Raw genomic sequence first — 26,272 nt, 5'->3', positions numbered from 1 at the left:
CTCAGCGCCTTTCTCGCGGCCTGGTGCTAGCGCTGCCAGCTGTGCGGTGCCCGGAACCCTGACTGGCGCTCCAGACGGCGCCAGCGGGCCGTGGAGCCGTGGTTGCGGGCCGCGGCCACCTCGCGGTGGTGACCGCCGCCGGCGGCGCGAGCGAGCAGGACGGCGGTGAGCGCGGCCAGCTCCTCGGGCTCGGCGTGGCCCTTCTCGACGCGAAGGAAGTCTGAACTCATGGGAATCTCCGTGCCTTTCGTGGGCCGCGTCACTGCGGGGGGTTGCCGTGCTTGCGGGACGGCAGGTCGGCGTGTTTGGTGCGGAGCATGGCGAGGGAGCCGATGAGGACGGCGCGGGTCTCGGTGGGGTCGATGACGTCGTCGACCAGGCCGCGCTCGGCCGCGTAGTACGGATGCATCAACTCGGCCTTGTACTCCTTGACCATGCGCGCCCGCATGGCTTCCGGGTCGTCGGCGTCCGCGATCTGACGACGGAAGATGACGTTCGCCGCACCCTCGGCGCCCATGACCGCGATCTCGTTCGTCGGCCACGCATAGGTCAGGTCGGCCCCGATGGACTGCGAGTCCATCACGATGTAGGCGCCGCCGTAGGCCTTGCGGAGGATGAGCGAGATCCGCGGCACCGTCGCGTTGCAGTACGCGTACAGCAGCTTCGCGCCGTGCCGGATGATGCCGCCGTGCTCCTGGTCCACACCGGGGAGGAACCCGGGTACGTCCAGGAGCGTGACGATGGGGATGTTGAACGCGTCGCACATCTGCACGAACCGGGCGGCCTTCTCGGAGGCCTCGATGTCCAGCACCCCGGCCAGCGTCTGCGGCTGGTTGGCGATGATCCCCACCACCTGACCGTCCATCCGCGTCAGCGCGCAGATGATGTTCCGCGCCCAGCGCTCGTGGACCTCCAGGTATTCGCCGTCGTCGACGATCTCCTCGATGACCTGGCGCATGTCGTAGGGCCGGTTGCCGTCGGCGGGCACCAGGTCCAGCAGCGCTTCCGAGCGCCGGTCCGCCGGGTCCTCGCACGTCGACGACGGCGGGTTCTCCCGGTTGTTCGACGGCAGCATGGAGACCAGGTAGCGGACCTCGGCCAGGCAGGTCTCCTCGTCGTCGTAGGCGAAGTGGCACACACCCGAGGTCTCGGCGTGCACGTCCGCACCGCCCAGACCGTTCTGGCTGATCTCCTCACCCGTCACCGCCCGCACCACGTCCGGACCGGTGATGAACATCTGCGAGGTCTCCCGCACCATGAACACGAAGTCCGTCAGCGCGGGTGAGTAGGCGGCGCCGCCCGCGCACGGGCCCAGCATCACGGAGATCTGCGGGATCACCCCGGACGCACGCGTGTTCCGCTGGAAGATCCCCCCGTACCCGGCCAGCGCGGAGACGCCTTCCTGGATGCGCGCCCCCGCACCGTCGTTCAGCGAGATCAGCGGAGCACCCGCCGAGATCGCCATGTCCATGATCTTATGGATCTTCGTCGCATGAGCCTCACCCAGCGCCCCACCGAAGATCCGGAAATCGTGCGCATAGACGAAGACCGTCCGGCCCTCGACCGTCCCCCACCCCGTCACCACACCATCGGTGTACGGCTTCTTCGCCTCCAGACCGAACCCCGTCGCACGGTGCCGCCGCAACGGCTCCACCTCGTGGAAGGAGCCCTCATCCAGCAGCACCTCGATCCGCTCACGAACCGTCAGCTTCCCCTTGGCCTTCTGGGCCTCGGTCGCACGGTCACTCGGCCCGCGCAGAGCCTGCTCACGGATCGCATGCAGCTCGGCCACTCGCCCACGGGCATCGCTCGCCCCGGTGGGCGACTCGTCGAGAAGGGTCATGTAACGACCCTACGAAAAGAGGGCCCGAAAACGGCCCGTTGACTTCTAACAGTCTCCCCAGGGTTTTCCTGGAACCCTTGGACAGAACCGCCACCGTAGACCTGAGTAGCTACGACTGAGGCGGCTCTGCGCTGTGCACATCCCACAATCGTGGTCCGCCATGCCTCCTGCGTTCACGCAGTGGAGACCGTACAGCCATGCGTGTGGCCTGCCTACAGCCGGAACCCGCGCACTTCTCCGGCGCAGCCCACGAGAGCCCCATGTTGATTCGTCAACCACTTTCCCCTACAGTGGGCCTCACTAGTTGAAGCTTAAACGACTACACCACTCCCTGGAGGAAGCCATGGCTCTGTTCAACCGGAAGAGCGCAGACGTCCCGGCCGCCGGCTCCGCCGCAGCGGCCGCCCCCGGCGCGGCTCTCGCCGCGCTCACCGGGGACTACACCATCGACCCGGCGCACAGCAGCCTCGGCTTCACCGTCCGCCACGCCATGGTCACCAACGTCCGGGGCGACTTCGGCGACTTCGACGGCACGCTCTCGCTGGACGGCGCCGACGTCTCCCGCTCCGGCGCGTCCCTCGACGTCCGTATCGCCAGCATCGACACCGGCATCGCGGACCGCGACGGTCATCTGCGCAGCGGTGACTTCTTCGACGCCGAGAAGTACCCGTCGATGACCTTCCGCTCCACCGCGGCCGAGCACCTGTCCGGCGACACCTACCGGATCACCGGAGACCTCACGATCAAGGACGTGACGCGTCCGCTCGCCATCGACCTGGAGTTCAACGGCTCCGCCACCGACGTCTACGGCAACGAGCGCGTCGGCTTCGAGGGCCGCGCCGACATCCTGCGCTCCGACTGGGGTCTCACCTGGAACGCGGCCCTGGAGACCGGCGGCGTCATGGTCAGCGACAAGGTCAAGCTGACCTTCGACATCTCCGCCATCAAGTCCGCGCCGCAGGCCGCGTGACACTCCCGGCGGCGCCGGCCCCGCCGCCGTACGGCACCGCGCCCCGGCCAGGGTCTCCCCACCCCGGCCGGGGCGCCGTGCGTTCGCCCGCGGGCCGTCCGCCCGCTGCCGTCACTCCTGCGGTTCGACGCCCGCCCGCAGCAACCCGTAGGTGTACGCGTCCTCAAGGGCCTCCCAGGACGCGGCGATCACGTTGTCCCCGACCCCGACGGTCGCCCACTCACCCCGGCCGTCGGTCGTGGAGACCAGCACCCGGGTCGTGGACTGGGTGCCGTGCTTGCCTTCCAGGATGCGGACCTTGTAGTCGACCAGCTCCAGCTTCGCGAGCTGCGGGTAGATCCGCTCCAGACCCACGCGCAGCGCACGGTCGAGGGCGTTGACGGGACCGTTGCCCTCGGCTGTGGCGACGATCCGCTCGCCCTTGGCCCACAGCTTCACCGTCGCCTCGTTGGCGTGCGTCCCGTCCGGGCGGGTCTCGACGATCCCGCGCCAGGACTCGATGCGGAAGTAGCGACGGGCGCGGCCCTCGGCCTCCTCGCGGAGCAGCAGCTCGAACGACGCGTCGGCCGCCTCGTAGGTGTAGCCCTCGAGTTCGCGCTCCTTGACCCGCTCCACGACGCGGCCGACCAGTTCGCGGTCCCCGCCGAGATCGACGCCCAGCTCCTTGCCCTTGAGCTCGACGGAGGCGCGTCCGGCCATGTCGGAGACCAGCATCCGCATGGTGTTGCCGACGCGCTCGGGGTCGATGTGCTGGTACAGATCCGGGTCCACCTTGATCGCGGACGCGTGCAGCCCCGCCTTGTGCGCGAAGGCCGAGACACCGACGTACGGCTGGTGGGTGGAGGGAGTCAGGTTGACGACCTCGGCGATGGCGTGCGAGATCCGGGTCATCTCCTCCAGCGCGCCCTCGGGCAGCACCTGGCGCCCGTACTTGAGCTGGAGCGCGGCGACGACGGGGAAGAGGTTGGCGTTGCCGACCCGCTCGCCGTAGCCGTTGGCCGTGCACTGGACGTGCGTGGCACCGGCGTCCACGGCCGCGAGCGAGTTGGCGACGGCGCACCCGGTGTCGTCCTGGGCGTGGATGCCCAGTCGTGCGCCGGTGTCCGCCCGCACGGTCGCGACGACGGCCTGGATCTGGGCGGGCAGCATGCCGCCGTTGGTGTCGCACAGCACGACCACGTCCGCCCCCGCCTCGGACGCGGTGCGCACGACCTCCTTGGCGTACGCGGGGTTGGCCCGGTAGCCGTCGAAGAAGTGCTCGCAGTCGACGAAGACGCGGCGGCCCTCGGAGCGGAGATGGGCGACGGTGTCGCGCACCATCGCCAGGTTCTCCTCCAGGGTGGTGCGCAGCGCCAGTTCCACATGGCGGTCGTGCGCCTTGGCGACCAGCGTGATCACCGGGGCACCGGAGTCCAGCAGAGCGCGCACCTGCGGGTCGTCGGCGGCGGAGACTCCCGCGCGCCGCGTCGCGCCGAAGGCCACGAGCTGTGCGTGGCGGAAGTCGATCTCGGCCCGGGCGCGGGCGAAGAACTCGGTGTCCCGCGGGTTCGCACCGGGCCAGCCGCCCTCGATGAAGCCCACGCCGAATGCGTCCAGGTGCCGGGCGATGGTCAGTTTGTCCGCGACGGTGAGGTTGATGCCCTCCCGCTGGGCACCGTCGCGCAGCGTGGTGTCGAAGACGTGGAAGTCGTCCCCGGGAGAAGAGGGACCGTTTGCGTCCGTCATGCTGTCTGACTCCTGTTGGATCTCGGTCTACCTGGGACCCCCGGAGACGAGCCACGGGGGATCCGGCTCCACCGTCCCTCGTGACTCCTCGCGCTCCGCGTCCGGCATGAGTGGGCCGGAAAACGAAAAAACCCCTCGCGGGTGCGAGAGGTCTGCGCGCGGGTCATAGGACACGGTGTCCGCTCCGTATCGGGTCCTACGGGGCGGTCACTGCGGACCGGCGCGCCCTGCCAATAATCATGGCGAACGAGAGCACGCGGGCATTCTTGCACGGAATCCGCTCACGGCGAGACAAGGTCTCACGATGTGGGCGTCGGGCCGCGGTGAAGGGCCACGCATCGGGTGCCGGGCGAGGTTCGTACCGGGCGGGGCGTACGGCGAGGGCCGCGCACCGGGGCGTTGCGTACGGCGAGGGCCGCGCCCCCGACGCCGGTCGGGGCGCGGCCCTGGAGACCGTCTGCGAGGGGGTGTCAGCCGCCCAGCGGGTGCATCCAGCCGTGCGTGTCGGGGGCCTGGCCCGTCTGGATGTCCAGCAGCGCCCTGCGGAGCTGCATGGTGACCTCGCCCGGCTCCCCGTCGGCCACGGCCCAGTCGCCCTTGGCGGACTTCACCGAGCCGACCGGGGTGATCACGGCCGCGGTGCCGCAGGCGAAGACCTCGGTCAGCGAGCCGTCGGCGTTGCCCTCGCGCCAGTCGTCCACCGAGATCCGCCCCTCGGACACCTCGTGGCCCAGGTCGGCGGCGATCTGCAGCAGCGAGGCGCGGGTGATGCCGGGCAGCAGCGACCCGGACAGCTCCGGGGTCACGATCCGGCGCTTGCCGCCCTCCTCTCCGTACACGAAGTACAGGTTCATGCCGCCCATCTCCTCGATCCAGCGGCGCTCGATCGCGTCCAGCCAGACCACCTGGTCGCAGCCCTGCTCGGCCGCCTGCGCCTGGGCGACGAGGGAGGCGGCGTAGTTGCCGCCGGCCTTCGCGGCGCCGGTGCCCCCGGGCGCGGCCCGGACGTACTCCTCCGACAGCCAGACCGAGACCGGCTTGACGCCGCCGGGGAAGTACGCGCCGGCGGGCGAGGCGATGACCATGAAGAGGTATTCGTTGGCGGGCCGCACACCCAGCCCGACCTCGGTGGCGAAGAGGAACGGCCGCAGGTAGAGCGACTGCTCGCCCTGGCTCGGCACCCACGCCTTGTCCTGAGTGACCAGGGCGTCGCAGGCGGCGATGAAGGTCTCGACGGGCAGCTCGGGCATGGCCAGACGGCGGGCGGACGCCTGGAAGCGCTTGGCGTTCTCCTCCGGGCGGAAGGTGGCGACACTGCCGTCGGGCTGCCGGTACGCCTTGAGCCCCTCGAAGATCGTCTGCGCGTAGTGCAGCGTCATGTTGGCGGGGTCGATCGACAGCGGCGCGTACGGGACGAGCTGGGCGTCGTGCCAGCCCCGCCCCTCGGTCCACTTGATCGTCACCATGTTGTCGGTGAAGTGCCGGCCGAAGCCGGGGCCGGCCAGGATCGCCTCACGCTCCGCGTCCGAGAGCGGGTGGGCCGATGGCTTGAACTCGATCGAGGGGGTCGTCATGTCTGCTCTGTCCTTCACCGTGAGGTCGTGGCGGACCGCGCGCTCCGCCTTCGCCGTGGCACGCCGCCTCGGGCGATGCTAGGACGTCCGAGCTTCTCTCCGGATGCGGCCCTCGTCCGATTATCGCGAATCGCGCCGCGAGCGAGAACACGGGCACCGTGCCGGCGGGCTCGGCAGCTGCGGTCCAGCTTGATGGTGGCACCCGGCGACCGCCGTTGTCAGCGGCCGGAGCCGTCAGCCGTGACGTGTTCCCCCAGCTACCGCTGGGAGGTGCCCCCACTCCGGGTGCCGGGAGGTGTGCGGGAGGGCCGGGGTGCTCGCGGGATGTGCGAGTGCGTGACACCGCTGGGCGGCGGCCCGCCCCGGGAGGGGCGGACGCGCCGTCGGGCGGGTGGGTCGTCCCGGCGGATCAGCCGGATACTCGTGCGGCCAGCGCGTCGCCGATCGCATCGGTGGTGCGCGGCGTCTCGCCCCGCTCCGCGAGGTCCGCGGCGACGGCGGCCTCGATACGGGCGGCCTCGTCCGCGTAGCCGAGGTGCTGGAGGAGCAGTGCGACGGAGAGGACCGTCGCCGTCGGGTCCGCCTTGCCCTGGCCCGCGATGTCGGGGGCCGAGCCGTGGACCGGCTCGAACATCGACGGGAACGCGCGCGTGGGGTTGATGTTGCCGGAGGCCGCGAGGCCGATGCCGCCGGTGACGGCGGCGGCGAGGTCGGTGAGGATGTCGCCGAAGAGGTTGTCGGTGACGATCACGTCGAACCGCTCGGGCTGCGTGACGAAGAAGATCGTCGCGGCGTCCACGTGCAGGTAGTCGGTGGTGACCTCGGGGTACTCCTCCCCGACCGCGTCGAAGATCCGCTTCCAGAGGTGCCCGGCGTGGACGAGGACGTTGTTCTTGTGAACGAGCGTCAGCTTCTTGCGGGGGCGCGCCTGAGCCCGCTCGTACGCGTCCCGGACCACGCGCTCCACGCCGTACGCCGTGTTGAGGCTGACCTCGGTCGCGACCTCGGCGGGCGTACCGGTGCGCAGGGAACCGCCGTTGCCCACGTACGGGCCCTCGGTGCCCTCGCGGACGACGACGAAGTCGATGTCCGGACGGCCGGCCAGCGGGGTGGCCGTGTTCGGGAAGAGCTTCGACGGCCGCAGGTTGATGAAGTGCTCGAAGGCGAACCGGAGTTTGAGCAGCAGCCCGCGCTCCAGGACACCGGACGGCACGGACGGGTCGCCGATCGCGCCGAGCAGGATCGCGTCGTGCCCGGCGAGGGACTCCAGATCCGCGTCCGGGAGGGTCTCGCCCGTGGCGTGCCAGCGCCGGGCGCCCAGGTCGTAGGTCTTCGTCTCCAGCTTCACATCCTGCGGGAGTACGGCGGAGAGGACCTTGAGGCCCTGGGCCACGACTTCCTGACCGATGCCGTCACCCGGAATCACTGCGAGATCGATGCTGCGAGACATGCTTCGCACCCTACTCCCCGTCCCATGCTTCGACACGCCCTGTCCGCCATCCGGACAATCCGGGTCGCCGACGAACTCTGTTCACCTGGCGGATAGCGGGGAGTTGAAAGTTACTGGCAAGTTGTTCGGCATGACTGATACCCCACGTGTCGGCATCCCGGAGCAGCTCCAGAACCGGATGAGCATGCCGGAACAGCACGAGTACCTGCGCTCGAAGCTGTCGCGCCGCAAGGTGCTGGTGGGCGGCGCGGCCACCGCCGGGGCGGCGGGCGGCCTCGGCCTCCTCGCCGGCTCCGCGGGCACCGCCCACGGCACCCCCTCCCCCACACTCGTCACCGCCCGCGCGACCGCCGAGGTCGACGGCGCGCTTGTGGCCCCCTTCGGACGCCATCTGGCCTTCGGCGCCGACCCCAGGACACAGATGCGGATCTCCTGGCAGGTGCCGTTCGCGGTCAAGCGGCCGTACCTGCGCGTGGGGCTCAAGCCCTGGGAGCTGAGCCGCAAGGTCGAGGCGGAGGTGCGCGATCTGCACACCCCCTCGCTGTCGAAGAAGCTCCCGGCCGTCGACCAGTACTACCTCCACGTGGCGCTGGACGGGCTGCGCCCGGGGACCACGTACTACTACGGCGTCGGGCACGACGGCTTCGACCCGGCCGAGGCGAGCCGGCTCTCCACGATCGGCTCGTTCCGCACCGCCCCGGCGAAGGCGGAGAAGTTCGTCTTCACCGCCTTCGGCGACCAGGGCGTGAGCTACGACGCCCTCGCCAACGACCAGTTGATCCTGGGCCAGAACCCGTCCTTCCACCTGCACGCGGGCGACATCTGCTACGCGGACTCCTCGGGAAAGGGCAAGGAGTCCGACACCTACGACGCCCGCGTGTGGGACCAGTTCCTGGCGCAGACGGAGTCGGTGGCGGCGAGCGTGCCGTGGATGGTCACGACCGGCAACCATGACATGGAGGCCTGGTACTCCCCCAACGGCTACGGCGGGCAGTCCGCCCGCTGGTCCCTCCCCGAGAACGGCCCGGACCCGGAAAAGGCCCCGGGCGTCTACTCGTTCACCTACGGCAACGTCGGCGTGGTCGCGCTCGACGCCAACGACGTCAGCTACGAGATCCCGGCCAACCAGGGCTACACGGACGGCAAGCAGACCGAGTGGCTCGACAAGCGCCTGCGCTCCCTGCGCGCCGACTCCGGCATCGACTTCATCGTGGTCTTCTTCCACCACTGCGCGTACTCCACCAGCACGCACGCCTCGGACGGCGGGGTGCGGGACGCATGGGGGGACCTCTTCGCGAAGCATCAGGTCGACCTGGTCATCACCGGGCACAACCACGTCTACGAGCGCACCGACGCGATCAAGGGCGGCGAGGTCGGCAAGCCCGTGCCGATCGGCGCCACGGCGGACCCGACGCGCGACGGCATCGTCTACGTGACGGCGGGCGGAGCGGGCAAGGACCTCTACGGCTTCGGGCCGGGCGTCAAGGACAGCTACGAGGGGCACGTCCACGACCACGACCACATCCTGACCTTCCACTGGACGAAGTCGCGGCTGCCGGACCCGGACACGGTGGAGTGGTCGCGCGTCCGCTACACCGGCTTCTCGTTCCTCGCGGTGGAGGCCGAGCCGGGCAGCCGCCCTCGGATGAAGGTCACCGCGCTGGCGGAGAGCGGCGAGCGCATCGACGCGTTCGAGATCGTACGGCCGGGCAGCGGCCGGTAGCACGACACCGGGCGACCGCCGAGTCACGCCGCACGGCGACGACACCCGGCGGTCGCCCGCACCGCGACGGCGATACGGAAATGGGGCGGCTGCCGGTTGGTGCTGCGGCGGGGCTTGCGGGGCCGCCGCGGCGGCGGGGCCGGTCCATGCCGTACGGGACGACGGGTGCGCGGCGCGTGCCGCGCGGCGACGACGGGCAGGCCGTCACGACGGCAGGTGCGCCTTACGTGACGGCTGCGCCGTACGTGACGACGGGCACATCAGGCCGGGACCTGAACGCGCTGGACCCGGGATGCGGTGCGCCGGACCCGGGGCATGGCGCGCCAGGCCGCTGGTCGCGGCCCGGCGCTCACCGTGGTGGTCAGTGCCCGTGACCCGTGGAGCCTCCGTTGTCCCGGCGGTCCAGCGCGCGCTGAAGGGCGGCGGCTGCGTTCTTCCGGGCGACGGCGTCGGCGTTGCGGGCGGCGGTGTGGCGGACCTTGCGGAGGGTCTCGTTCATGGGTGCACGTCTCCAATAACAGAGCGAGGAAGATCCCCGAGATTGCTGATCGGGACGCCGGAGGGGCGGGGGGCGTCGGCTCAACAGGGGTCACCTGCGACGGAGCACTTGCCCTCGACCGCCGATCGCTGGATCGAGCGAGACGTTCGGCTTCTACAAAAGTAGGACAGGTCGGCGCGGCTGTCTGCACAAATACTTGGGCTTCCTACTATCTGAGACGCCTACGGCGAACATCACACGTGTGGGTGAGCCCAGCGAGCGCGGAAGGCGGTCATCGGTACAGGCCCGGCGCGGGTACGGCGTCGGGGCCGAGCGGGGGGACGGAGATACGTGGAGCAGACGCTCGGGCACCCCTGACGACGGCCCCGGCGGAGCGCGACGACCGCCCCGATAGCCTCTGGTTCGCCCGAATCCGCCGCCCGCCACCGGGAGTTGCCGTGCCCCGCCGTCCCCTGCCCACAGCCGCCGCCCTCACCACGGCCGCAGCACTCCTCCTGACCGCCTGCGGCGGAGGCGAGGACACCACCGGGGGCGGCAAGGCCGCCGAAGCGGACCAGGCCACGCGGTCCGCCGCGCCCGGCGCAACGGCGGAGAAGGGCCCTGATCGGCCCAGGATCGAACTGCCGAGTGATCTGACCTACGAGTTCGACTGGGCCAGGACGGGTGACCGCGACAAGGACGCCGTGCTGCGCGACGGCGAGCAGTTCATCAAGGCCACCGATCTCGCGATCGCGGAGCAGGACCCCACACATCAGGCCTACCGGTTCTACGCGGAGGGCGAGGCGGCCGCCGGGACGCAGACCTACGTCCAGCGGTTCGTCGACCACAAGGCCCGCACCACGGGCACGTACCGCTTCTCTAAGGCGCGTGTCTCCGTGAAGGGCGGCACCGCCTCGCTCGTCTACTGCGAGAACCAGGGCAAGGCCTACAACAAGGACATCGAGACCGGGAAGGTCGATGTCACGCCGGTCTCCGAGAACAGCTACGTCGTGTACAGCACCCGGCTCAGGAAGAACGACCGGGGTGTCTGGGTCACGGAGAAGGTGGTCTCCCGGCGGGGTGCCGCACAATGCCGGCCGTAGCTCGCCATTCGGCCCGGCTCAGCAGAGCAGCGCGGAACAGCCGCTACCTGTCGTTCCGTCTCACGGCTTCCTCGGAGGAATTCTCGAACGCCGCATGGCCCACGCTCGTCATCACGCGCGCGGGTGAACTCAACGCCCGGCAAGGCCAGGTCCTCACGGCAGCGCGACCAACGGGGTACCGGAGGTCGAGGCCAGGAAACAGGCGCGTCACGGCACGGGGAACTCTCTGGCGAAACCGAAGAGCACCCCGATAGCGTCTCGTTCGCCGAAATACGCCTCGCCCCACCGGGAGTTGACCTTGACCCGCCGTTTCCTGCCCACAGCCGCCGCGCTCGCCGCGGCCGGAGCACTGCTGCTGACCGCCTGCGGCGGGGGCGACGACACCTCGAAGGACAAGATCGCCGGAGCGGACAAGGCCAAGAAGTCCGCGTCGCCGAGCGCGACGGCGGCCGAGGACGACATCGACCGGCCCAAGATCGAGCTGCCGAGCGACCTGACGTACTCCTTCACGCCCACGAAGACGGGCGACCCGGACAAAGATGCGGTACTCCGCGACAACGAGCAGTTCATCAAGGCCACCGACCTGGCCATTGCCCGGAGCGATGCGCGCGACAAGGCGTACCAGTTCTATTCGGAGGGGCTGGCCGCGGCGGGCACCGAAAAATGGATCAAGGAATACATCCAGTACGGCGACCGCACGACCGGTGAGCTTCGCGTCTTCGACCGGAAGGCCACCGTGTCCAAGGACGGAACGGCGTCGCTCGTCTACTGCACGGACGAGAGCAAGGCCTTCAACATGGACCTCAAGTCCAAGAAGGTCGACAAGAATCCCGCGACCAAGGACAGCTACGTCGCGTACAACACCCAACTCCGCAAGAATGACAAGGGAGTTTGGGTCACCGAGCGCATGATTTCACAGCGGGGGGTCTCACAGTGTCAGCCATGAACAGATCCGCTCGGATAGTCGCGATCGCGGCCGGCCTCGTCCTGGCGGCCATCGCATCCGCGCCGCCTGCCCTCGCGGAGAGGGGGCACGGGGGCAGTACGCAGACGGACGGTGGGGAGCAGGACGGCGAACTGTCCGCCACCGCGACGTCCATCACGTTCGACACCTCGCAGAACGGCACAGGGAAGACGACCGGCGCCGTCACGCCGGTGGGCAACTGGACGCCGCCCGCGTGCTGGTACGAGCCGAAGTGGTCGCCGAAGGAGTTCAAGGCGTACGTCGAGCCCATCTGGGAAGCCGGGTCCACCGGCTACGAGTGGGACGCCCAGCAGCGCGAGCGCTACGAGGGCGGCAAGCCCTACAAGGACTTCAACCTCGACAAGCAGGGCAAGGGCCACTGGTGGAGCTCCCAGACCAACCCCGACCGGATCGGTGATCCGGGTGCCCTCGACTGCGACAAGCCCTACTTCTGGGTCGACACCGGTGAACCGCCGAACGTCGAGAACGCCGTGACGCCCGAGATCCTGGCGCAGCTCGCGTACGACAAGATCCGCGTCCCGGACACCACGGTCGAGCTCTCGCCGCAGGGTAAGCAGACCGTCAACCTCGCGACGTGGGCGTGGCTGGACCAGGCCAGGTTCAAGCCGGTGAAGGTGACGGCGTCGCTCGACGCGCTGAACCTCTCCGCCACGACCACCGCCCGTCCGGTCTCGCTGAAGCTCGAACCGGGCACCAAGGACGCCACGTTGCATCCGGGGTCCGGCGAATGCCCGATCGGTGACGACGGCCGCATCGGTTCGCCGTACACGAAGGGCAAGGGCAAGCAGACGCCGCCGTGCGGCCTGACCTACCTGCGCGCGTCGGCGGACGGCAGTCCGTACGAGTTCAACGCGACGCTCACGTGGGAGATCTCCTGGGAGGGCTCCAACGGTCAGGGCGGCGACCTGCCGAACGGCACGTTCGGCACCACGACCGACGTCACGGTCCAGGAAGTCCAGGCCATCAACCGCTGACAGCGCGCCAGGCGCCCAACGGTCCGTCGGCACACAGGACTTGGCGGACTCCCGCGCGCCACGAGACCGCGGAAAGCGCACCCGCCCCCGCCCGGAGCCATACCGGGCGGGGGCGGAGTGTCACAGGGGCGGTGTCAGCCCATGTGCGGGTAGCGGTAGTCCGTCGGCGGGACCAGGGTCTCCTTGATGGAGCGGGTAGAGGTCCAGCGCATCAGGTTCTGCTTGGCGCCCGCCTTGTCGTTCGTGCCCGAGGCACGGCCGCCGCCGAAGGGCTGCTGGCCGACGACCGCGCCCGTCGGCTTGTCGTTGATGTAGAAGTTGCCCGCGGCGAAGCGCAGCACCTCGCCGGTGTGCGCCGCGGCCGCGCGGTCCTGGGCGATGACGCAGCCCGTGAGGCCGTACGGCGAGGCCGACTCCATCTGCTGGAGCATCTCGTCGTAGGCGTCGTCCTCATAGACGTGGACGCCGAGGATCGGGCCGAAGTACTCGGTCCTGAAGATGTCGTTGTCCGGGTCGGAGGAGACCAGGACGGTCGGGCGGACGAACCAGCCTTCGCTGTCGTCGTACGTACCGCCCGCGACGACCTCGATCGTCGGGTCGGACGCGGCCCGGTCGATCGCCGCCTTGTTCTTGGCGAAGGCACGCTCGTCGATGACGGCGCCCATGAAGTTGGACAGGTCGGTGACATCGCCCATCTGCAGGGCGTCGACCTCGGCCGCCAGCTCCTCCTTGAAGCCGCTCTCCCAGATCGAACGCGGGACGTACGCGCGGGACGCCGCGGAGCACTTCTGGCCCTGGAACTCGAAGGCGCCGCGGGTCATCGCGGTCCGCAGCACCGCCGGGTCGGCCGACGGGTGGGCGACGATGAAGTCCTTGCCGCCGGTCTCACCGACCAGACGCGGATACGTCTTGTACTTCTCGATGTTGTTGCCGACCGTCTTCCACAGGTACTGGAAGGTCTTGGTCGAGCCGGTGAAGTGGATACCGGCGAGGTCCGGGTGCTCCAGGGCCACCTCGGAGACGTCCTTGCCGTCACCGGTCACCAGGTTGATGACGCCCTTCGGCAGGCCCGCCTCCTCCAGCATCTCCATCAGCAGCACGGCCGCGAGGGTCTGCGTCGGGGACGGCTTCCAGATCACCACGTTGCCCATGAGGGCCGGGGCGGTGGGCAGGTTGCCCGCGATGGCGGTGAAGTTGAACGGCGTGATCGCGTAGACGAAACCCTCGAGCGGGCGGTGGTCGGTGCGGTTCCACACGCCCTTGTCGTTGGCGACGGGCTGCTCGGCCAGGATCTGGCGCGCGAAGTGCACGTTGAAGCGCCAGAAGTCGATCAGCTCGCAGGGGGTGTCGATCTCGGCCTGCTGCGCCGTCTTGCCCTGCCCCAGCATCGTCGCGGCGGCCAGGACCTCGCGCCACGGGCCCGACAGGAGCTCGGCGGCCTTGAGGATGATCGCGGCGCGGTCGTCGAAGGCCATCGCTCGCCAGGCCGGGGCGGCGGCCAGGGCGGCGTCGATCGCGTCCTGCGCGTCCTGCTGGGTCGCGTTGGCGTAGGTGCCGAGCGTGGACGCGTGGTTGTGCGGCTGGACGACGTCGAAGCGCTCACCGCCGCCCATCCTCTTCGTGCCGCCGATCGTCATCGGCAGCTCACGCTGGTTGCCCGCGAGCTCCTTCAGCTTCTTCTCGAGCCGGGCGCGTTCCGGGCTGCCGGGTGCGTAGGTGTGCACCGGCTCGTTCACCGGCGCGGGGACCTGGGTCACAGCGTCCATGGTGGGCCGTTGTCTCCTTCGATCGGTCGGTCGGGGACGGAGAGTCGGAAGTGTCGGGGCGGCCTCAGCCGCGGGTGGCGAGCGAGCGGAGGAAGAAGGCGAGGTTGGCCGGCCGCTCCGCGAGCCGCCGCATGAAGTACCCGTACCAGTCTGTGCCATACGGAATGTAGACCCGCATACGGTGACCTTCGGCCACGAGGCGCTGCTGTTCGGCCTCGCGGATGCCGTAGAGCATCTGGAACTCGTAGTCGGCCGGCTTGCGGCCGGCGCGGAAGGCGAGTTCCTGGGCGATGGCGACCATCCGCGGGTCGTGGGAGCCGATCATCGGGTAGCCCTGGCCCGCCATGAGGATCTTCAGGCAGCGGACGTACGCCCGGTCGACTTCGCGTTTGTCCTGGTGGGCGACGGATGCGGGCTCCTTGTACGCGCCCTTCACCAGTCGCACCCTGGAGCCTTCCCCGGCCAGCGCGCGGCAGTCGTCCTCGGTGCGGAAGAGGTAGGACTGCACGACGGCGCCGGTCTGGGGGAAGGTCTTCCGCAGCTCGGCCAGGATGGCGAGCGTGGAGTCGACGGTGGTGTGGTCCTCCATGTCGAGGGTCACGGTCGTCCCGGCCGCGGCGGCCGCCTCGACGACCGGGGTGACGTTGGCCAGCGCCAGGTCGTGACCGCCGGACAGGGCCTGTCCGAAGGCGGAGAGCTTCACCGACATCTCGGCGCGTACGCCCAGGTTCTCGCGGCCGAGGGCTTCGGCGAGCGCGAGGTAGGCGTCGCGGGTACGCAGGGCCTCGGCCGGGTCGGTGATGTCCTCGCCGAGGCGGTCGAGCGTGACCTCCAGGCCGCGCGCGGCCAGCGACCGCACGACCGCCAGCGACTCGTCGAGGTGCTCGCCGGCGACGAACCGGTCGACCACGGGGCGGGTGACGGGCGCCGCCGAGACGAGGCGGCGGATGCTGTCGCTGCGCGCGGCGGCGAGGAGCACGGGACCCAGCACGGGGGCACCTCCACGAAGAGGACGGAAGCTGCCGTCGCGGAACGTTCCGCGGTCGGCAAGGAGAACCACCGTGAAACCTAGGGATCGCCTCGGCGGTGATCCATCGACACGTGTCACGCATCCGTGGGACGTATCTCAGACAGATGTATGAGAATGGGTTTCGGTCACGGAATCGCGGTGCCGGACGTCCTCCGGTCCCGTGGAGCGTTCCGTCAGCGGACCGGAGGACGTCCGGCACCGGGACCACCTGCACGAGAACAACCGGAGCGGTGCATGCGCGGCGACTATCAGCAGCTCGTGGACGAGATCTCGGCGGTGCTCGGCGCCCCCGCGACCCTCGAGGACCGCGACTTCGGCCTCATCGCCTTCGGCGCGCACGGCAACGCCTCGGACGACGACAGCCAGCTCACGATGGATCCCGTACGGACCCGCTCGATCCTCCACCGCCGCTCGACCGCCGCCGTACGGGCGTGGTTCGAGGCGTTCGGCATCGCGCGCGCCACGGGCCCGCTCCGCATCCCGCCCGACCCCGCCGCCGGCGTGGTCATGGGCCGCATATGTCTTCCGGTGCGCCATGGCGGCGTCGTCCACGGCTACGTCTGGCTGCTCGACGACGGCCATCTCTCCCGGCTGGAAACCGGCCGTCCGGGCGTGCCACCCGACCCCGTGCTGGCGCAGGCGATGGACACGGCCGCGCGCATCGGGGCACTGCTCGCGGCGGAGGACCGGGCGGGTGCCGAGGCTGGCGAACTGCTGCTGGAGGTGCTGACCGGGCCACCGGGCAGCCGCGACGACGCCCTGTCCGGGCTCCGGGGCGCGCTCGGCGCGTCGGCCGACGGCCCGCTGGCGATGGTCGCGGTGGTGCCGTGGCGGAGCGGGAGCGGTACGGGCGGGGACGCTTCCGGTGAGGGGCCCGGGTCCGGCCTGGCGGGGCAGCCGGGGGTGGCCGCGATGTGCGTGGTGCCGGTCCCGGGCGGGGCGCAGGGCACGGGCGATCCCATGGCGTCACCGGGTTGGCAGCCCGAGGGGGCAGCGGCCGAGGCGGGCGGCGAGGGGCTCGCCGCACTCGTACGGCTCCGGACGACGACCACCCTCGATCCGGCGCTGACGGCGGCGGAGCGCCTGCTGGGTTCGCCGCGCGCCGGATCGGCCGGCGGAGGCCACGGGCGCGGTGCCACGGGTACGGCGGCCGTGACGGGGGGCGGCCCGAGCGCCCGGGCGGGCGGGGGCCGGAACGCCCGGACGGGCAGCGGCGGGGCCGCCCGGAACGGGACCGCCACCGCCGAGCGCCCGGACACCGGATGGGCCGCCGCTCTCCCGTCGGGCGAACCGGCCGATGCGGCTGCCGGGATCAGCGAGCCGCGGCGCGGCGTCAGCGACCTGCCCGCCGCCTGGCGCGAAGCGGTGGCGGCGGCCCGTGTCGCCCGGGGCGACGCCCGGCTCGGCCCGGTCGCCGAGTGGGCGGCGATCGGCCCGTACCGCACGCTCACCCGGCTGCCGGCCATGGGTCCGGCGGACCCGGCGGCCGCCCCGCTGCTCGAACCGGGGCAGGTGCAGCTCGCGCACACGGCCGAGGTGTTCCTGGACTGCGCGGGGCAGGCGGGGCGTGCGGCGGCGGCGCTCGGGATCCACCGCCAGACGCTCTACTACCGGCTGTCGCGGGTGGAGAAGCTCACCGGGCTCGACCTGAACGTGGGCGAGGACCGTCTGCTCCTCCACATGGCGCTGAAGGCCGCCCGGATCTAGCCCGGAGCCCCGGTCACTTCTGCCGAGGACGCGGCGGAGCCCGGCGCGTTCGTCGCGCCGGGCTCCGCTCCGTGCATCGCTGTCGCGCGGGCGTCAGTCCTGCAGGTTGACCGTACGGGCCGAGGTGGCGCCGATCTCCTCGGCGATCTCGGAGAGCACGGCCGCCGGAACGACGTCATCCACGGTCAGGACGACGAGCGCTTCGCCGCCCTGCGCGTTCCGCGAGACCTGCATGCCCGCGATGTTGAGACCGGCCTCGCCCAGGATGCGGCCCACGGTGCCGACGACGCCGGGCCGGTCCGCGTAGCGCAGGAAGACCAGGTGGTCGGCGACCGTGAGGTCCACGTCGTGCTCGCCGACCGCGACGATCTTCTGGACGTGCTTGGGGCCCGCCAGGGTGCCGGAGACGGCGACCTCCTGGCCGTCGGCGAGGGTGCCGCGGACCGTCACCACATTGCGGTGGTCGGGCGACTCCGAGCTGGTGGTGAGGCGCACCTCGACGCCGCGCTCCTGCGCGAACAGAGGGGCGTTCACATAGGAGACGGTCTCGTCGACGACGTCCTCGAACACGCCCTTGAGCGCGGAGAGCTCCAGCACCTTCACGTCGTGCTGGGTGATCTCGCCGTAGACCTCGACGTCCAGCCGGACCGCGACCTCGCCCGCCAGCGCGGTGAAGATCCGGCCCAGCTTCTCGGCCAGCGGAAGACCGGGCTTGACGTCCTCGGCGATGACACCGCCCTGGACGTTGACGGCGTCCGGCACGAGCTCACCGGCCAGCGCGAGGCGTACGGACTTGGCGACGGAGATGCCCGCCTTCTCCTGGGCCTCGCCCGTGGAGGCGCCCAGGTGCGGGGTGGCCACCACGTTGTCGAACTCGAACAGCGGGGAGTCGGTGCAGGGCTCCTTGGAGAAGACGTCCAGACCCGCGCCCGCGACCCGGCCCTCCTTGAGCGCACTCGCCAGGGCGGCCTCGTCCACGATCCCGCCGCGGGCGGCGTTGACGATCCGCACCTCGGGCTTGACCCGGTGCAGCGCCTCGTCGCCGATCAGGCCGACGGTCTCCGGTGTCTTGGGGAGGTGGACGGTGATGAAGTCCGAGACCTCGAGCAGCTCGTCGAGGGAGAGCAGCTTGACCCCCATCTGCGCGGCGCGCGCGGGCTGCACGTAGGGGTCGTACGCCACGATCTTCATGCCGAACGCGGCCATCCGCTGGGCGACGAGGACACCGATGCGGCCCAGGCCGACGACGCCGAGCGTCTTCTCGGTCAGCTCGACACCGGTGTACTTGCTGCGCTTCCACTCGCCGTCCTTGAGGGCGGCGTTGGCCTGCGGGATGTTGCGGGCGGTGGCGACGATCAGGCCGCAGGCGAGCTCGGCCGCGGTGACGATGTTGGAGGTCGGGGCGTTCACGACCATGACGCCGGCCTTGGTGGCGGCGGAGACGTCCACATTGTCGAGACCCACGCCGGCACGGGCGACGACCTTGAGCTTCCTCGCGGCGGCGATGGCCTCGGCGTCGACCTGGGTGGCACTGCGCACGAGGATCGCGTCGACCTCGGCGATGGCGGGGATCAGCTCGGCTCGGTCGGCGCCGTTGCAGTGGCGGATCTCGAAGTCGGGGCCGAGGGCGTCGACGGTGGCGGGCGACAGCTCTTCGGCGATGAGTACGACAGGTTTCGGGCTCACGGGGTCCTCAGTCCTCACTTGTCCTTGGATGGCCCCTCCCGCACCCCAAGGGGCCCGGGGGAGGACGGCCGTCCCGACGGCCGCAGGCGTGAAGGGGGCAGCCGCGTGGAAGACGCACGACGCTGTGAGCCTGACGCGCTTGTCTTTGCAGTGTATCGGCGTGCCGGGGCGCGTCATGCGCCTCCGGGGAAGGATCACTCGGTCGTGGCTCGCCACGCTCGACAGGGGGCCGCGGCGGTCTCCGCTCGCGCGTCACCGCGGCCCCCGGCGTGACGCCTTACGCCTCCTCGTCCACCCAGCTCATGAGCTTCCGCAGCTCCTTGCCGGTGGTCTCCAGCTTGTGACCCGAGTCGGCCTTCTTGTACTCGTTGTACTTCGGCAGACCGGCGTGGTACTCCTCCATCCACCTCCGGGCGAAGCTGCCGTCCTGGATCTCGGAGAGAACCTTCTTCATCTCGGCCTTGGTCTGGTCGTTGATGATCCGCGGACCGGTGACGTAGTCGCCCCACTCGGCCGTCTCCGAGATCGACCAGCGCATCTTCTCCAGGCCGCCCTCGTACATGAGGTCCACGATCAGCTTCAGCTCGTGGAGGCACTCGAAGTACGCGATCTCCGGCTGGTAGCCGGCTTCGACCAGGGTCTCGAAGCCCGCCTTGACCAGGGCGGACGCACCGCCGCAGAGCACGGCCTGCTCGCCGAACAGGTCGGTCTCGGTCTCCTCGGTGAAGGTGGTCTTGATGACGCCGGCGCGGGTGCCGCCGATGCCCTTGGCGTAGGAGAGCGCCAGCGGGAAGGCGTTGCCGGAGGCGTCCTGCTCGACGGCCGCGATGCACGGGACGCCGCGGCCCTCCTCGTACTGGCGGCGGACGAGGTGGCCCGGGCCCTTCGGGGCGACCATGCAGACGTCCACGTTGACCGGGGGCTTGATGAAGCCGAACCGGATGTTGAAGCCGTGGCCGAAGAACAGCGCGTCGCCGTCCTTGAGGTTGTCCTTGATGGAGTCCTCGTAGACCTGGGCCTGGATCGGGTCCGGCACCAGGACCATGATCACGTCGGCCTCGGCGGCGGCCTCGGCCGGGGTGGTCACGCGCAGGCCCTGCTCCTCGGCCTTCGACCGCGACTTGGAGCCTTCGGGAAGGCCGACGCGCACGTCGACACCCGAGTCGCGCAGCGACAGCGCGTGGGCGTGGCCCTGGCTGCCGAAGCCGAGAACCGCGACCTTACGGCCCTGGATGATGGACAGGTCTGCGTCGTCGTCGTAGAAGAGCTCGGCCACTTCGGGTTTCTCCTTGATCGGGGTTGTGCGTCCCACCGTATGACGGTGGGGTCCGAGGGGAATCTCAGTCTCGTTATGCGGATCGGTCGAGCGCGCGGAGCGACCGGTCGGTGATGGAGCGGGCACCTCGTCCTATGGCGATCGTGCCGGACTGGACCAGTTCCTTGATGCCGTACGGCTCGAGCATCCGGAGCATGGCGTCGAGCTTGTCGCTGCTGCCTGTGGCCTCGATCGTGACGGCCTCCGGGGAGACGTCCACGGTCTTGGCGCGGAAGAGCTGCACGATCTCGACGATCTGCGAGCGCGTCTCGTTGTCGGCGCGGACCTTCACCAGGACGAGTTCCCGCTGAACGGCAGCGGTCGGCTCCAGCTCGACGATCTTCAGTACGTTGACGAGCTTGTTGAGCTGCTTGGTGACCTGCTCCAGCGGCAGCGACTCGACGTTCACGACGATGGTGATGCGGGAGATGTCGGGGTGCTCGGTGGTGCCGACCGCCAGGGAGTCGATGTTGAACCCGCGGCGGGAGAACAGGGCGGTGATACGGGCCAGGACACCCGGCTTGTTCTCCACCAGGACGGAGAGCGTGTGCTTGGACATGGGCTGCTCGAATCTCTCTGCTTGAGGGCTGTGGTCCCGGCTGTCAGTCGTCTTCGTTGTCGCCGAAGTCGGGACGCACACCGCGGGCGGCCATGACCTCGTCGTTGGAGGTGCCGGCGGCGACCATCGGCCACACCATCGCGTCCTCGTGGACGATGAAGTCCACCACGACGGGGCGGTCGTTGATGGCATTGGCCTCGGCGATGACCTTGTCCAGGTCGGCCGGGTCCTCGCAGCGCAGCGCCACACAGCCCATGGCCTCGGACAGCTTCACGAAGTCGGGGATACGGGTCCCGGCGCTCGGCTGCTTGCCCTCGGCTGCGGCGTCCTGCAGCGCCTGCGGGCCGGAGTGGAGGACCGTGTTGGAGTAGCGCTGGTTGTAGAACAGCGTCTGCCACTGACGGACCATGCCCAGGGCGCCGTTGTTGATGATCGCGACCTTGATCGGGATGTTGTTCAGCGCGCAGGTGACCAGCTCCTGGTTGGTCATCTGGAAGCAGCCGTCGCCGTCGATCGCCCAGACCGTACGGTTCGGGGCGCCCGCCTTGGCACCCATCGCGGCCGGGACCGCGTAGCCCATGGTTCCGGCGCCGCCGGAGTTCAGCCAGGTCCCGGGCTGCTGGTAGTCGATGTAGTGGGCGGCCCACATCTGGTGCTGCCCGACGCCCGCGGCATAGATGGTGTCCTGGGGCGCGAGCCGGCCGATGCGCTGGATGACCTGCTGCGGGGAGAGGCTGCCGTCCTCGGGCTGGTCGTAGCCCAGGGGGTAGGTGTCGCGCCAGCGGTTCAGGGAGCGCCACCACTCGGTGTAGTCCCCGGTGCGGCCCGCGTCGTGCTCGGCCTGGACTGCGACGACGAGGTCGGCGATCACCTCGCGGGCGTCCCCCACGATGGGGACGTCGGCGGCGCGGTTCTTGCCGATCTCCGCCGGGTCGATGTCGGCGTGGACCACCTTGGCGTACGGGGCGAAGGAGTCCAGCTTGCCGGTGACGCGGTCGTCGAAGCGTGCGCCGAGCGCCACGATGAGGTCGGCCTTCTGCAGCGCGGTCACGGCGGTGACCGAGCCGTGCATGCCCGGCATGCCCACGTGGAGCTCGTGGTTGTCGGGGAAGGCCCCGAGCGCCATCAGGGTGGTGGTGACCGGCGCGCCCGTCAGCTCCGCCAGGACCTTCAGCTCCGCGGTGGCACCGGACTTGATGACACCGCCGCCGACGTACAGCACGGGTCGGCGGGCCTCGGCGATGAGCCGGGCGGCCTCCCGGATCTGCTTGGCGTGCGGCTTGGTCACGGGTCGGTAGCCGGGCAGGTCGGTCTGCGGCGGCCAGACGAAGGTGGTGCGCGCCTGGAGTGCGTCCTTGGCGATGTCGACCAGAACCGGTCCCGGGCGGCCGCTGGAGGCGATGTGGAACGCCTCGGCGATCGTCTTCGGGATCTCGGCGGGGTCGGTGACCAGGAAGTTGTGCTTGGTGATCGGCATGGTGATGCCGCAGATGTCCGCCTCCTGGAAGGCGTCCGTGCCGATGGCCTTGGCCGCCACCTGGCCGGTGATCGCGACCATGGGGACCGAGTCCATGTGGGCGTCGGCGATCGGGGTGACCAGGTTGGTCGCACCGGGACCGGAAGTGGCCATGCACACACCGACCTTGCCGGTCGCCTGGGCGTAGCCGGTGGCCGCGTGACCCGCGCCCTGCTCGTGCCGGACCAGGATGTGACGGACCTTCGAGGAATCCATCAGCGGGTCGTAGGCCGGAAGGATCGCACCGCCGGGAATGCCGAATACCGTGTCGGCGCCGACCTCCTCGAGCGAGCGGATCAGGGACTGCGCACCCGTGACGTGCTCGGTGATGGAGGGCTGCTGTCCGCCGTTACGGGGCCGTGGGTGCGGATTCTGGGCCCCGGTGGCCTGCTCGGTCATCGGCAATCTCTTCTCGAAGATGAGGGTTTTGTGGTGTTCTGCGAAGTTCGGTGCAACAAAAAACCCCTCGTGCCGTGAGGCAAGCGAGGGGAGCGCGCCGGTGCGGTCCGCAGGGCGATCAAGTAGGCCCTGCTTCAGCCGACGCGCTGTCCAAGTACGAGAATTCGGGTGCGCATGGCTTGACCCTCTCTCCGGCGCATAGGAGGTGTCAAGTGGGTGGGACGGGCGTCTCATTATTTGAGCGCAATGGTGGATGAACGACGGAGTCCGGAGCGGCCGCTCCACCCAGCCGCACCGGCAGAGCGCCGCTGGTCAGAACCGCTTTGCGGGCGGCGCCGGCCGCCTCGGCGAACTCCGGTACGGGGTACTCCCCCAGGGTGAGCGCACGCCGCAGCCGGTGCTCGTCGAGCGGCCCGGAGAAGGCCATGCCCTGACCGTGGGTGCAGCCCATCGACTGCAGCGCCACGACCTGCTCGGGCAGGTCGACACCGTCGGCCACGGACTGGACGCCCAAGTCGGCGGCGATCCGCAGCAGTCCCGCGGTGATCTTGTTGAGCCGCGCGGACTCCACGACCCCCGCGACGAGCGACCGGTCGAGCTTCAGGACGTCGACGGGGAGCCTGCGCAGGGCGCCGAAGGCCGCGCACCCCCCGCCGAATCCGTCGAGCGCGATCCGGACCCCGAGGCGTCGCAGCGCCACCAGACGCCGCTCCAGCTCGTCCAGCGGGACGCGCGGATCGCTGTCGGCAAGCTCGAGGATGAGCGCGCCGGAGGGCAGTCCGTGCCGCGTGAGGAGCGTCTCCACGCTGCGCTGCCCCATGCCGCGGTCCATCACGCGCCGGGGCGAGAGCCGTACGGCGACGGGCGACACGTGGCCCGCGCGGTGCCGCTCCGCCGCCTGCGCGACCGCTTCGTCGAGCAGCCAGCGGCCGAGTTCCGCTCTTCCGGAGCCGCCGTCGCTGCCGGGGCGGGGGCTGCGCTCCCCTCCCTCGTGGTCGCAGACGCGCAGGAAGTCGGCCGGGGTGAAGAGGATGCCCTGCTGCGAACGCCAGCGCGCCTGGGCCGCCACCGCGGTGATCCGGCCGCTCTCGAGCGCCACGACGGGCTGGTGCAGTAACGCGAACTCGCCGTCGTGGAAGGCCGCTCGGGGCCGGGCGGCCAGTTCGGTGCGGCGTACGAGGTCGGCCTGCATCTGCGGGGCGTACAGCTCGACCCGTCCCTTGCCCGCGGCCTTGGCGCGGTACATCGCCAGGTCCGCGTTGCGCATCAGGTCGGTGGGGGTGATGCCGGGTTCGGCGAAGGCGACGCCGATGCTTGCGGCGACGCGGACGTCGGTGCCGGAGACGCGGTAGGGCCGGGAGAGCCGGTCGCGCAGCCTGTCGGCGATCTCCAGGATGCGGCACTCGCGTTCGGCGTCGTCGAGGGTGCCGTCGCCGAGGATGAGGGCGGCGAACTCGTCACCGCCGAGGCGTGCCGCGGTGTCCCCGGCCCGTACGGACTCCTGGAGGCGGCGGGCGGCATGGATGAGCAGCTCGTCGCCCGCCTGGTGGCCGATCGTGTCGTTGACCGCCTTGAAGCCGTCGAGGTCGATGAAGAGCGCGGCGGTGCCGGGGTCGGTCGTGCGGCGGCCGCTGAGGGCCTGGCGGACCCGCTCCGTGAACAGCGCGCGGTTGGGCAGATCGGTGAGCGGGTCGTGCTCGGCGTTGTGCTGCAACTGCTCCTGGAGGCGGACGCGTTCGGTGACATCGCGGCTGTTGAGGATGAGGCCGCCGTGGTGGCGGTTGACCGTGGACTCGACATTGAGCCAGGCGCCGCCGCCGACGCGGCTCCGCCCGGCCCGGAATCGGCACTCGATACGGGTGTTGGGCTCGTCCTCGGGGCGGGCGGCGATGAACCGGCGCAGCTCGTGGACCACCGAACCCAGGTCCTCTGGGTGGATCAGCGACGAGAGTTCGGTGCCGACGAGATCGTCGGGCTCGATGCCGTAGACACCGGCGGCGGCCGGGCTGACGTAGCGCAGCACCCCGCTCGGTGCGGCGATCATGATGACGTCGCTGGAGCCCTGGACCAGGGAGCGGAAGTGGTTCTCTTTCTGGGCCAGTTCATGGGTGAGGCTGATGTTGTCGAGCAGCATGATGCCCTGGCGTACGACGAGGGCGAGGACGACCGTGCAGGCCGTGAAGATCACCACACGGTCGGGGACCCGGCCGTCGATGATGTTGGAGAGGATCCCCAACGTGCAGACGGCGGCCGCCAGATACGGGGTGAGCGCCGCGATGGAGCCCGCGATGGGACGGGTGCCCTGGGGCTGCCGGCGGTAGCGCGCCACGGCCGCGGGGTCCCATCCGTCGGCGTCGCGACGGCTTACCCAGGGCGCGTAGGCCAGGAGTATGGATCCCGCGAACCAGCCCGCGTCCAGCAGTTCGCCCGAGCGGTAGTGCTCGCGCAGCATCGGCAGCGTGAACAGGGCATCGCAGAGGACGGTCAGGGCGAGGGCCGCGATGGCGGTGTTGATCGCCGAGCGGTTCCCGGGGCGCACCGCGGACCGGTTCGCCGCGCGGTTGGCGGAGGCGGACCGGAAGTGCAGGGCCAGGACCATGCTGACCAGCACGATGTCCAGCAGCGGATAGGCGAGCGAGAGCGCGGCACGGGCCACGGACTCGCCCTCCCAGTGCGCTGTGTGGGCGAGCGCCAGACTCCAGGAGAGCGTGAGCAGGGAACCGCCTATGAGCCACGCGTCGAGAGCCAGACAGATCCATCCCGCCTTGGTGACGGGACGCTTGGCCAGCACGAGCAGGCCCACGATCGCGGGTGGCGCGAACAGCAGGAAGCAGAAGTCGGCGGCCGACGGCGTCGGCACCGGCTGCTGCAGCACGACCTCGTACCAGCCCCAGATCACATTGCCGAACGCGGCCATGGCCGAGGAGACGGCGAAGAGGACCCAGGCCGGACGGAGTCGGCTGGAGCTGATGCGCGCGTAGCACAGGCAGGAGACTGCGGCGATCATCGCCGCGGCTCCCAGGCCGAAGTCACCCATGACGAGGGCGAACCACGGCGACCCCCAGCCCACCGCGGATCCGAGGGCGTATCCCCCGCAGACCAGGGCGAGCGCGAGCTGGGGAAGCGCCCCGGTCCCTCCACCGCAGACCGTGCGGCGGGGGATCACCTGCCCCGGGGAGGTCACCGGACCGTCCTGGGGGGCTCGGTCCTCGGCTCTTGCCTGCGCGGGGATACATACAACAGGGGCTGTCTGCAGCCGGGTCCGCGCCGTTTCGGGAAAATCGTCCATTGGCCGTGCACTGCCCGTCGCCCCCCTAGAGTCCTGTCCGTCGCTGCCGCCGCCGTACTGCTCCGCGGGACAGCCCCCGTCGGGACGATACACCAGGACCGTCACTCAGGGACATAGTGTCTCTACACAGCGTAACTACCAGGGGAATTAAGGAAACTGCGCGCAACCGAATGATCGCGG

Annotated in this window: 19 protein-coding genes; 6 read left to right on the top strand and 13 right to left on the bottom strand. The window is 70.3% G+C overall.

The genetic code is table 11. The annotated features are described in order from the left end of the window. Positions 1-26 precede the first annotated feature (26 nt). Together ABZ822_RS04435 and ABZ822_RS04430 are read right to left on the bottom strand one after the other, a co-directional pair. The gene (locus ABZ822_RS04435; protein ID WP_360846598.1) at positions 27-230 is read right to left on the bottom strand and encodes an acyl-CoA carboxylase epsilon subunit; all 204 of its coding nucleotides are present in this window, start codon (positions 228-230) and stop codon (positions 27-29) included. A gap of 29 nt (positions 231-259) precedes the next feature. Next, entirely contained in the window at positions 260-1,843 is a 1,584-nt protein-coding gene (locus ABZ822_RS04430) for an acyl-CoA carboxylase subunit beta (protein WP_360846596.1), read from the bottom strand. A 343-nt stretch (positions 1,844-2,186) separates the two neighbouring features. Here ABZ822_RS04430 and ABZ822_RS04425 point away from each other — a divergent pair, with 343 nt between their 5' ends. Continuing rightward, positions 2,187-2,813, top strand: coding sequence for a YceI family protein (locus ABZ822_RS04425; RefSeq protein WP_360846594.1), 627 nt, complete (start codon positions 2,187-2,189; stop codon positions 2,811-2,813). A gap of 111 nt (positions 2,814-2,924) precedes the next feature. Here ABZ822_RS04425 and cimA read toward each other — a convergent pair whose 3' ends face one another. The 3 genes from cimA to ABZ822_RS04410 all read right to left on the bottom strand — a co-directional run bounded on the left by cimA (position 2,925) and on the right by ABZ822_RS04410 (position 7,562). After that, a complete protein-coding gene (cimA, locus tag ABZ822_RS04420) occupies positions 2,925-4,538 on the bottom strand; it encodes a citramalate synthase (protein WP_360846592.1) in 1,614 nt (537 codons plus the stop codon). A gap of 470 nt (positions 4,539-5,008) precedes the next feature. Continuing rightward, positions 5,009-6,112 carry a branched-chain amino acid aminotransferase gene (locus ABZ822_RS04415; RefSeq protein ID WP_360846590.1) on the bottom strand — a complete coding sequence of 368 codons (1,104 nt, stop codon included), beginning with the start codon at positions 6,110-6,112 and terminating at the stop codon, positions 5,009-5,011. A gap of 409 nt (positions 6,113-6,521) precedes the next feature. Then, the gene (locus tag ABZ822_RS04410; protein WP_360846588.1) at positions 6,522-7,562 is read right to left on the bottom strand and encodes a 3-isopropylmalate dehydrogenase; all 1,041 of its coding nucleotides are present in this window, start codon (positions 7,560-7,562) and stop codon (positions 6,522-6,524) included. 130 nt (positions 7,563-7,692) lie between these two features. Between ABZ822_RS04410 and ABZ822_RS04405 the strand changes: the two genes are divergently transcribed. After that, the gene (locus ABZ822_RS04405; protein ID WP_360846586.1) at positions 7,693-9,285 is read left to right on the top strand and encodes a metallophosphoesterase family protein; all 1,593 of its coding nucleotides are present in this window, start codon (positions 7,693-7,695) and stop codon (positions 9,283-9,285) included. A gap of 361 nt (positions 9,286-9,646) precedes the next feature. Here ABZ822_RS04405 and ABZ822_RS04400 read toward each other — a convergent pair whose 3' ends face one another. Further along, positions 9,647-9,784 (bottom strand): hypothetical protein, encoded by a 138-nt coding sequence (locus ABZ822_RS04400; RefSeq protein ID WP_360846584.1) that lies wholly within the window; start codon positions 9,782-9,784, stop codon positions 9,647-9,649. A gap of 437 nt (positions 9,785-10,221) precedes the next feature. On the opposite strand from ABZ822_RS04400, the gene ABZ822_RS04395 reads away from it, so the two are divergent. From ABZ822_RS04395 to ABZ822_RS04385, 3 genes are all read left to right on the top strand, one after another. Then, positions 10,222-10,866, top strand: coding sequence for a hypothetical protein (locus ABZ822_RS04395; protein WP_360846582.1), 645 nt, complete (start codon positions 10,222-10,224; stop codon positions 10,864-10,866). A gap of 298 nt (positions 10,867-11,164) precedes the next feature. Next, on the top strand, positions 11,165-11,812 hold the full coding sequence (locus ABZ822_RS04390) for a hypothetical protein (protein WP_360846580.1): 648 nt from the start codon (positions 11,165-11,167) through the stop codon (positions 11,810-11,812). After that, on the top strand, positions 11,800-12,825 hold the full coding sequence (locus tag ABZ822_RS04385) for a hypothetical protein (RefSeq protein WP_360846578.1): 1,026 nt from the start codon (positions 11,800-11,802) through the stop codon (positions 12,823-12,825). Before ABZ822_RS04390 ends, ABZ822_RS04385 begins: the two co-directional genes overlap by 13 nt. A 134-nt stretch (positions 12,826-12,959) precedes the next feature. On the opposite strand, the gene pruA is transcribed toward ABZ822_RS04385, so the two are convergent. Both pruA and ABZ822_RS04375 read right to left on the bottom strand, forming a co-directional pair. After that, a complete protein-coding gene (gene pruA, locus ABZ822_RS04380; RefSeq protein WP_360846576.1) occupies positions 12,960-14,591 on the bottom strand; it encodes an L-glutamate gamma-semialdehyde dehydrogenase in 1,632 nt (543 codons plus the stop codon). A 64-nt stretch (positions 14,592-14,655) separates the two neighbouring features. Then, positions 14,656-15,582, bottom strand: a complete 927-nt coding sequence (locus ABZ822_RS04375; RefSeq protein WP_360846574.1) for a proline dehydrogenase family protein — start codon at positions 15,580-15,582, stop codon at positions 14,656-14,658. 273 nt (positions 15,583-15,855) lie between these two features. On the opposite strand from ABZ822_RS04375, the gene ABZ822_RS04370 reads away from it, so the two are divergent. After that, positions 15,856-17,328, top strand: coding sequence for a helix-turn-helix domain-containing protein (locus ABZ822_RS04370; RefSeq protein ID WP_360846572.1), 1,473 nt, complete (start codon positions 15,856-15,858; stop codon positions 17,326-17,328). 93 nt (positions 17,329-17,421) lie between these two features. Here ABZ822_RS04370 and serA read toward each other — a convergent pair whose 3' ends face one another. From serA to ABZ822_RS04345, 5 genes are all read right to left on the bottom strand, one after another. Further along, the gene (gene serA / locus ABZ822_RS04365) at positions 17,422-19,014 is read right to left on the bottom strand and encodes a phosphoglycerate dehydrogenase (protein ID WP_360846570.1); all 1,593 of its coding nucleotides are present in this window, start codon (positions 19,012-19,014) and stop codon (positions 17,422-17,424) included. Positions 19,015-19,291: 277 nt separating this feature from the next. Then, entirely contained in the window at positions 19,292-20,290 is a 999-nt protein-coding gene (gene ilvC / locus ABZ822_RS04360) for a ketol-acid reductoisomerase (protein ID WP_360847065.1), read from the bottom strand. 73 nt (positions 20,291-20,363) lie between these two features. Continuing rightward, a complete protein-coding gene (gene ilvN, locus ABZ822_RS04355) occupies positions 20,364-20,888 on the bottom strand; it encodes an acetolactate synthase small subunit (protein WP_360846568.1) in 525 nt (174 codons plus the stop codon). Between the two features lie 43 nt (positions 20,889-20,931). After that, positions 20,932-22,803: an acetolactate synthase large subunit gene (locus ABZ822_RS04350; protein WP_360846566.1), complete on the bottom strand. Its 1,872-nt coding sequence runs from the start codon at positions 22,801-22,803 to the stop codon at positions 20,932-20,934. Positions 22,804-23,011: 208 nt separating this feature from the next. Continuing rightward, entirely contained in the window at positions 23,012-25,987 is a 2,976-nt protein-coding gene (locus tag ABZ822_RS04345) for an EAL domain-containing protein (RefSeq protein WP_360846564.1), read from the bottom strand. Between the last annotated feature and the right edge of the window lie 285 nt (positions 25,988-26,272).

Source organism: Streptomyces sp. NPDC047108 (genome assembly GCF_040643575.1).
Classification (GTDB): Bacteria; Actinomycetota; Actinomycetes; order Streptomycetales; family Streptomycetaceae; genus Streptomyces.
This window is presented reverse-complemented; position numbering and strand designations above follow the sequence as displayed.

Bases quoted from the DNA above. Each gene is read 5' to 3' on its own strand.
- ABZ822_RS04435 (WP_360846598.1), bottom strand. From the start codon at position 230: ATGAGTTCAGACTTCCTTCGCGTCGAGAAGGGCCACGCCGAGCCCGAG.
- ABZ822_RS04430 (WP_360846596.1), bottom strand. From the start codon at position 1,843: ATGACCCTTCTCGACGAGTCGCCCACCGGGGCGAGCGATGCCCGTGGG.
- ABZ822_RS04425 (WP_360846594.1), top strand. From the start codon at position 2,187: ATGGCTCTGTTCAACCGGAAGAGCGCAGACGTCCCGGCCGCCGGCTCC.
- cimA (WP_360846592.1), bottom strand. From the start codon at position 4,538: ATGACGGACGCAAACGGTCCCTCTTCTCCCGGGGACGACTTCCACGTC.
- ABZ822_RS04415 (WP_360846590.1), bottom strand. From the start codon at position 6,112: ATGACGACCCCCTCGATCGAGTTCAAGCCATCGGCCCACCCGCTCTCG.
- ABZ822_RS04410 (WP_360846588.1), bottom strand. From the start codon at position 7,562: ATGTCTCGCAGCATCGATCTCGCAGTGATTCCGGGTGACGGCATCGGT.
- ABZ822_RS04405 (WP_360846586.1), top strand. From the start codon at position 7,693: ATGACTGATACCCCACGTGTCGGCATCCCGGAGCAGCTCCAGAACCGG.
- ABZ822_RS04400 (WP_360846584.1), bottom strand. From the start codon at position 9,784: ATGAACGAGACCCTCCGCAAGGTCCGCCACACCGCCGCCCGCAACGCC.
- pruA (WP_360846576.1), bottom strand. From the start codon at position 14,591: ATGGACGCTGTGACCCAGGTCCCCGCGCCGGTGAACGAGCCGGTGCAC.
- ABZ822_RS04370 (WP_360846572.1), top strand. From the start codon at position 15,856: ATGCGCGGCGACTATCAGCAGCTCGTGGACGAGATCTCGGCGGTGCTC.
- ilvN (WP_360846568.1), bottom strand. From the start codon at position 20,888: ATGTCCAAGCACACGCTCTCCGTCCTGGTGGAGAACAAGCCGGGTGTC.
- ABZ822_RS04350 (WP_360846566.1), bottom strand. From the start codon at position 22,803: ATGACCGAGCAGGCCACCGGGGCCCAGAATCCGCACCCACGGCCCCGT.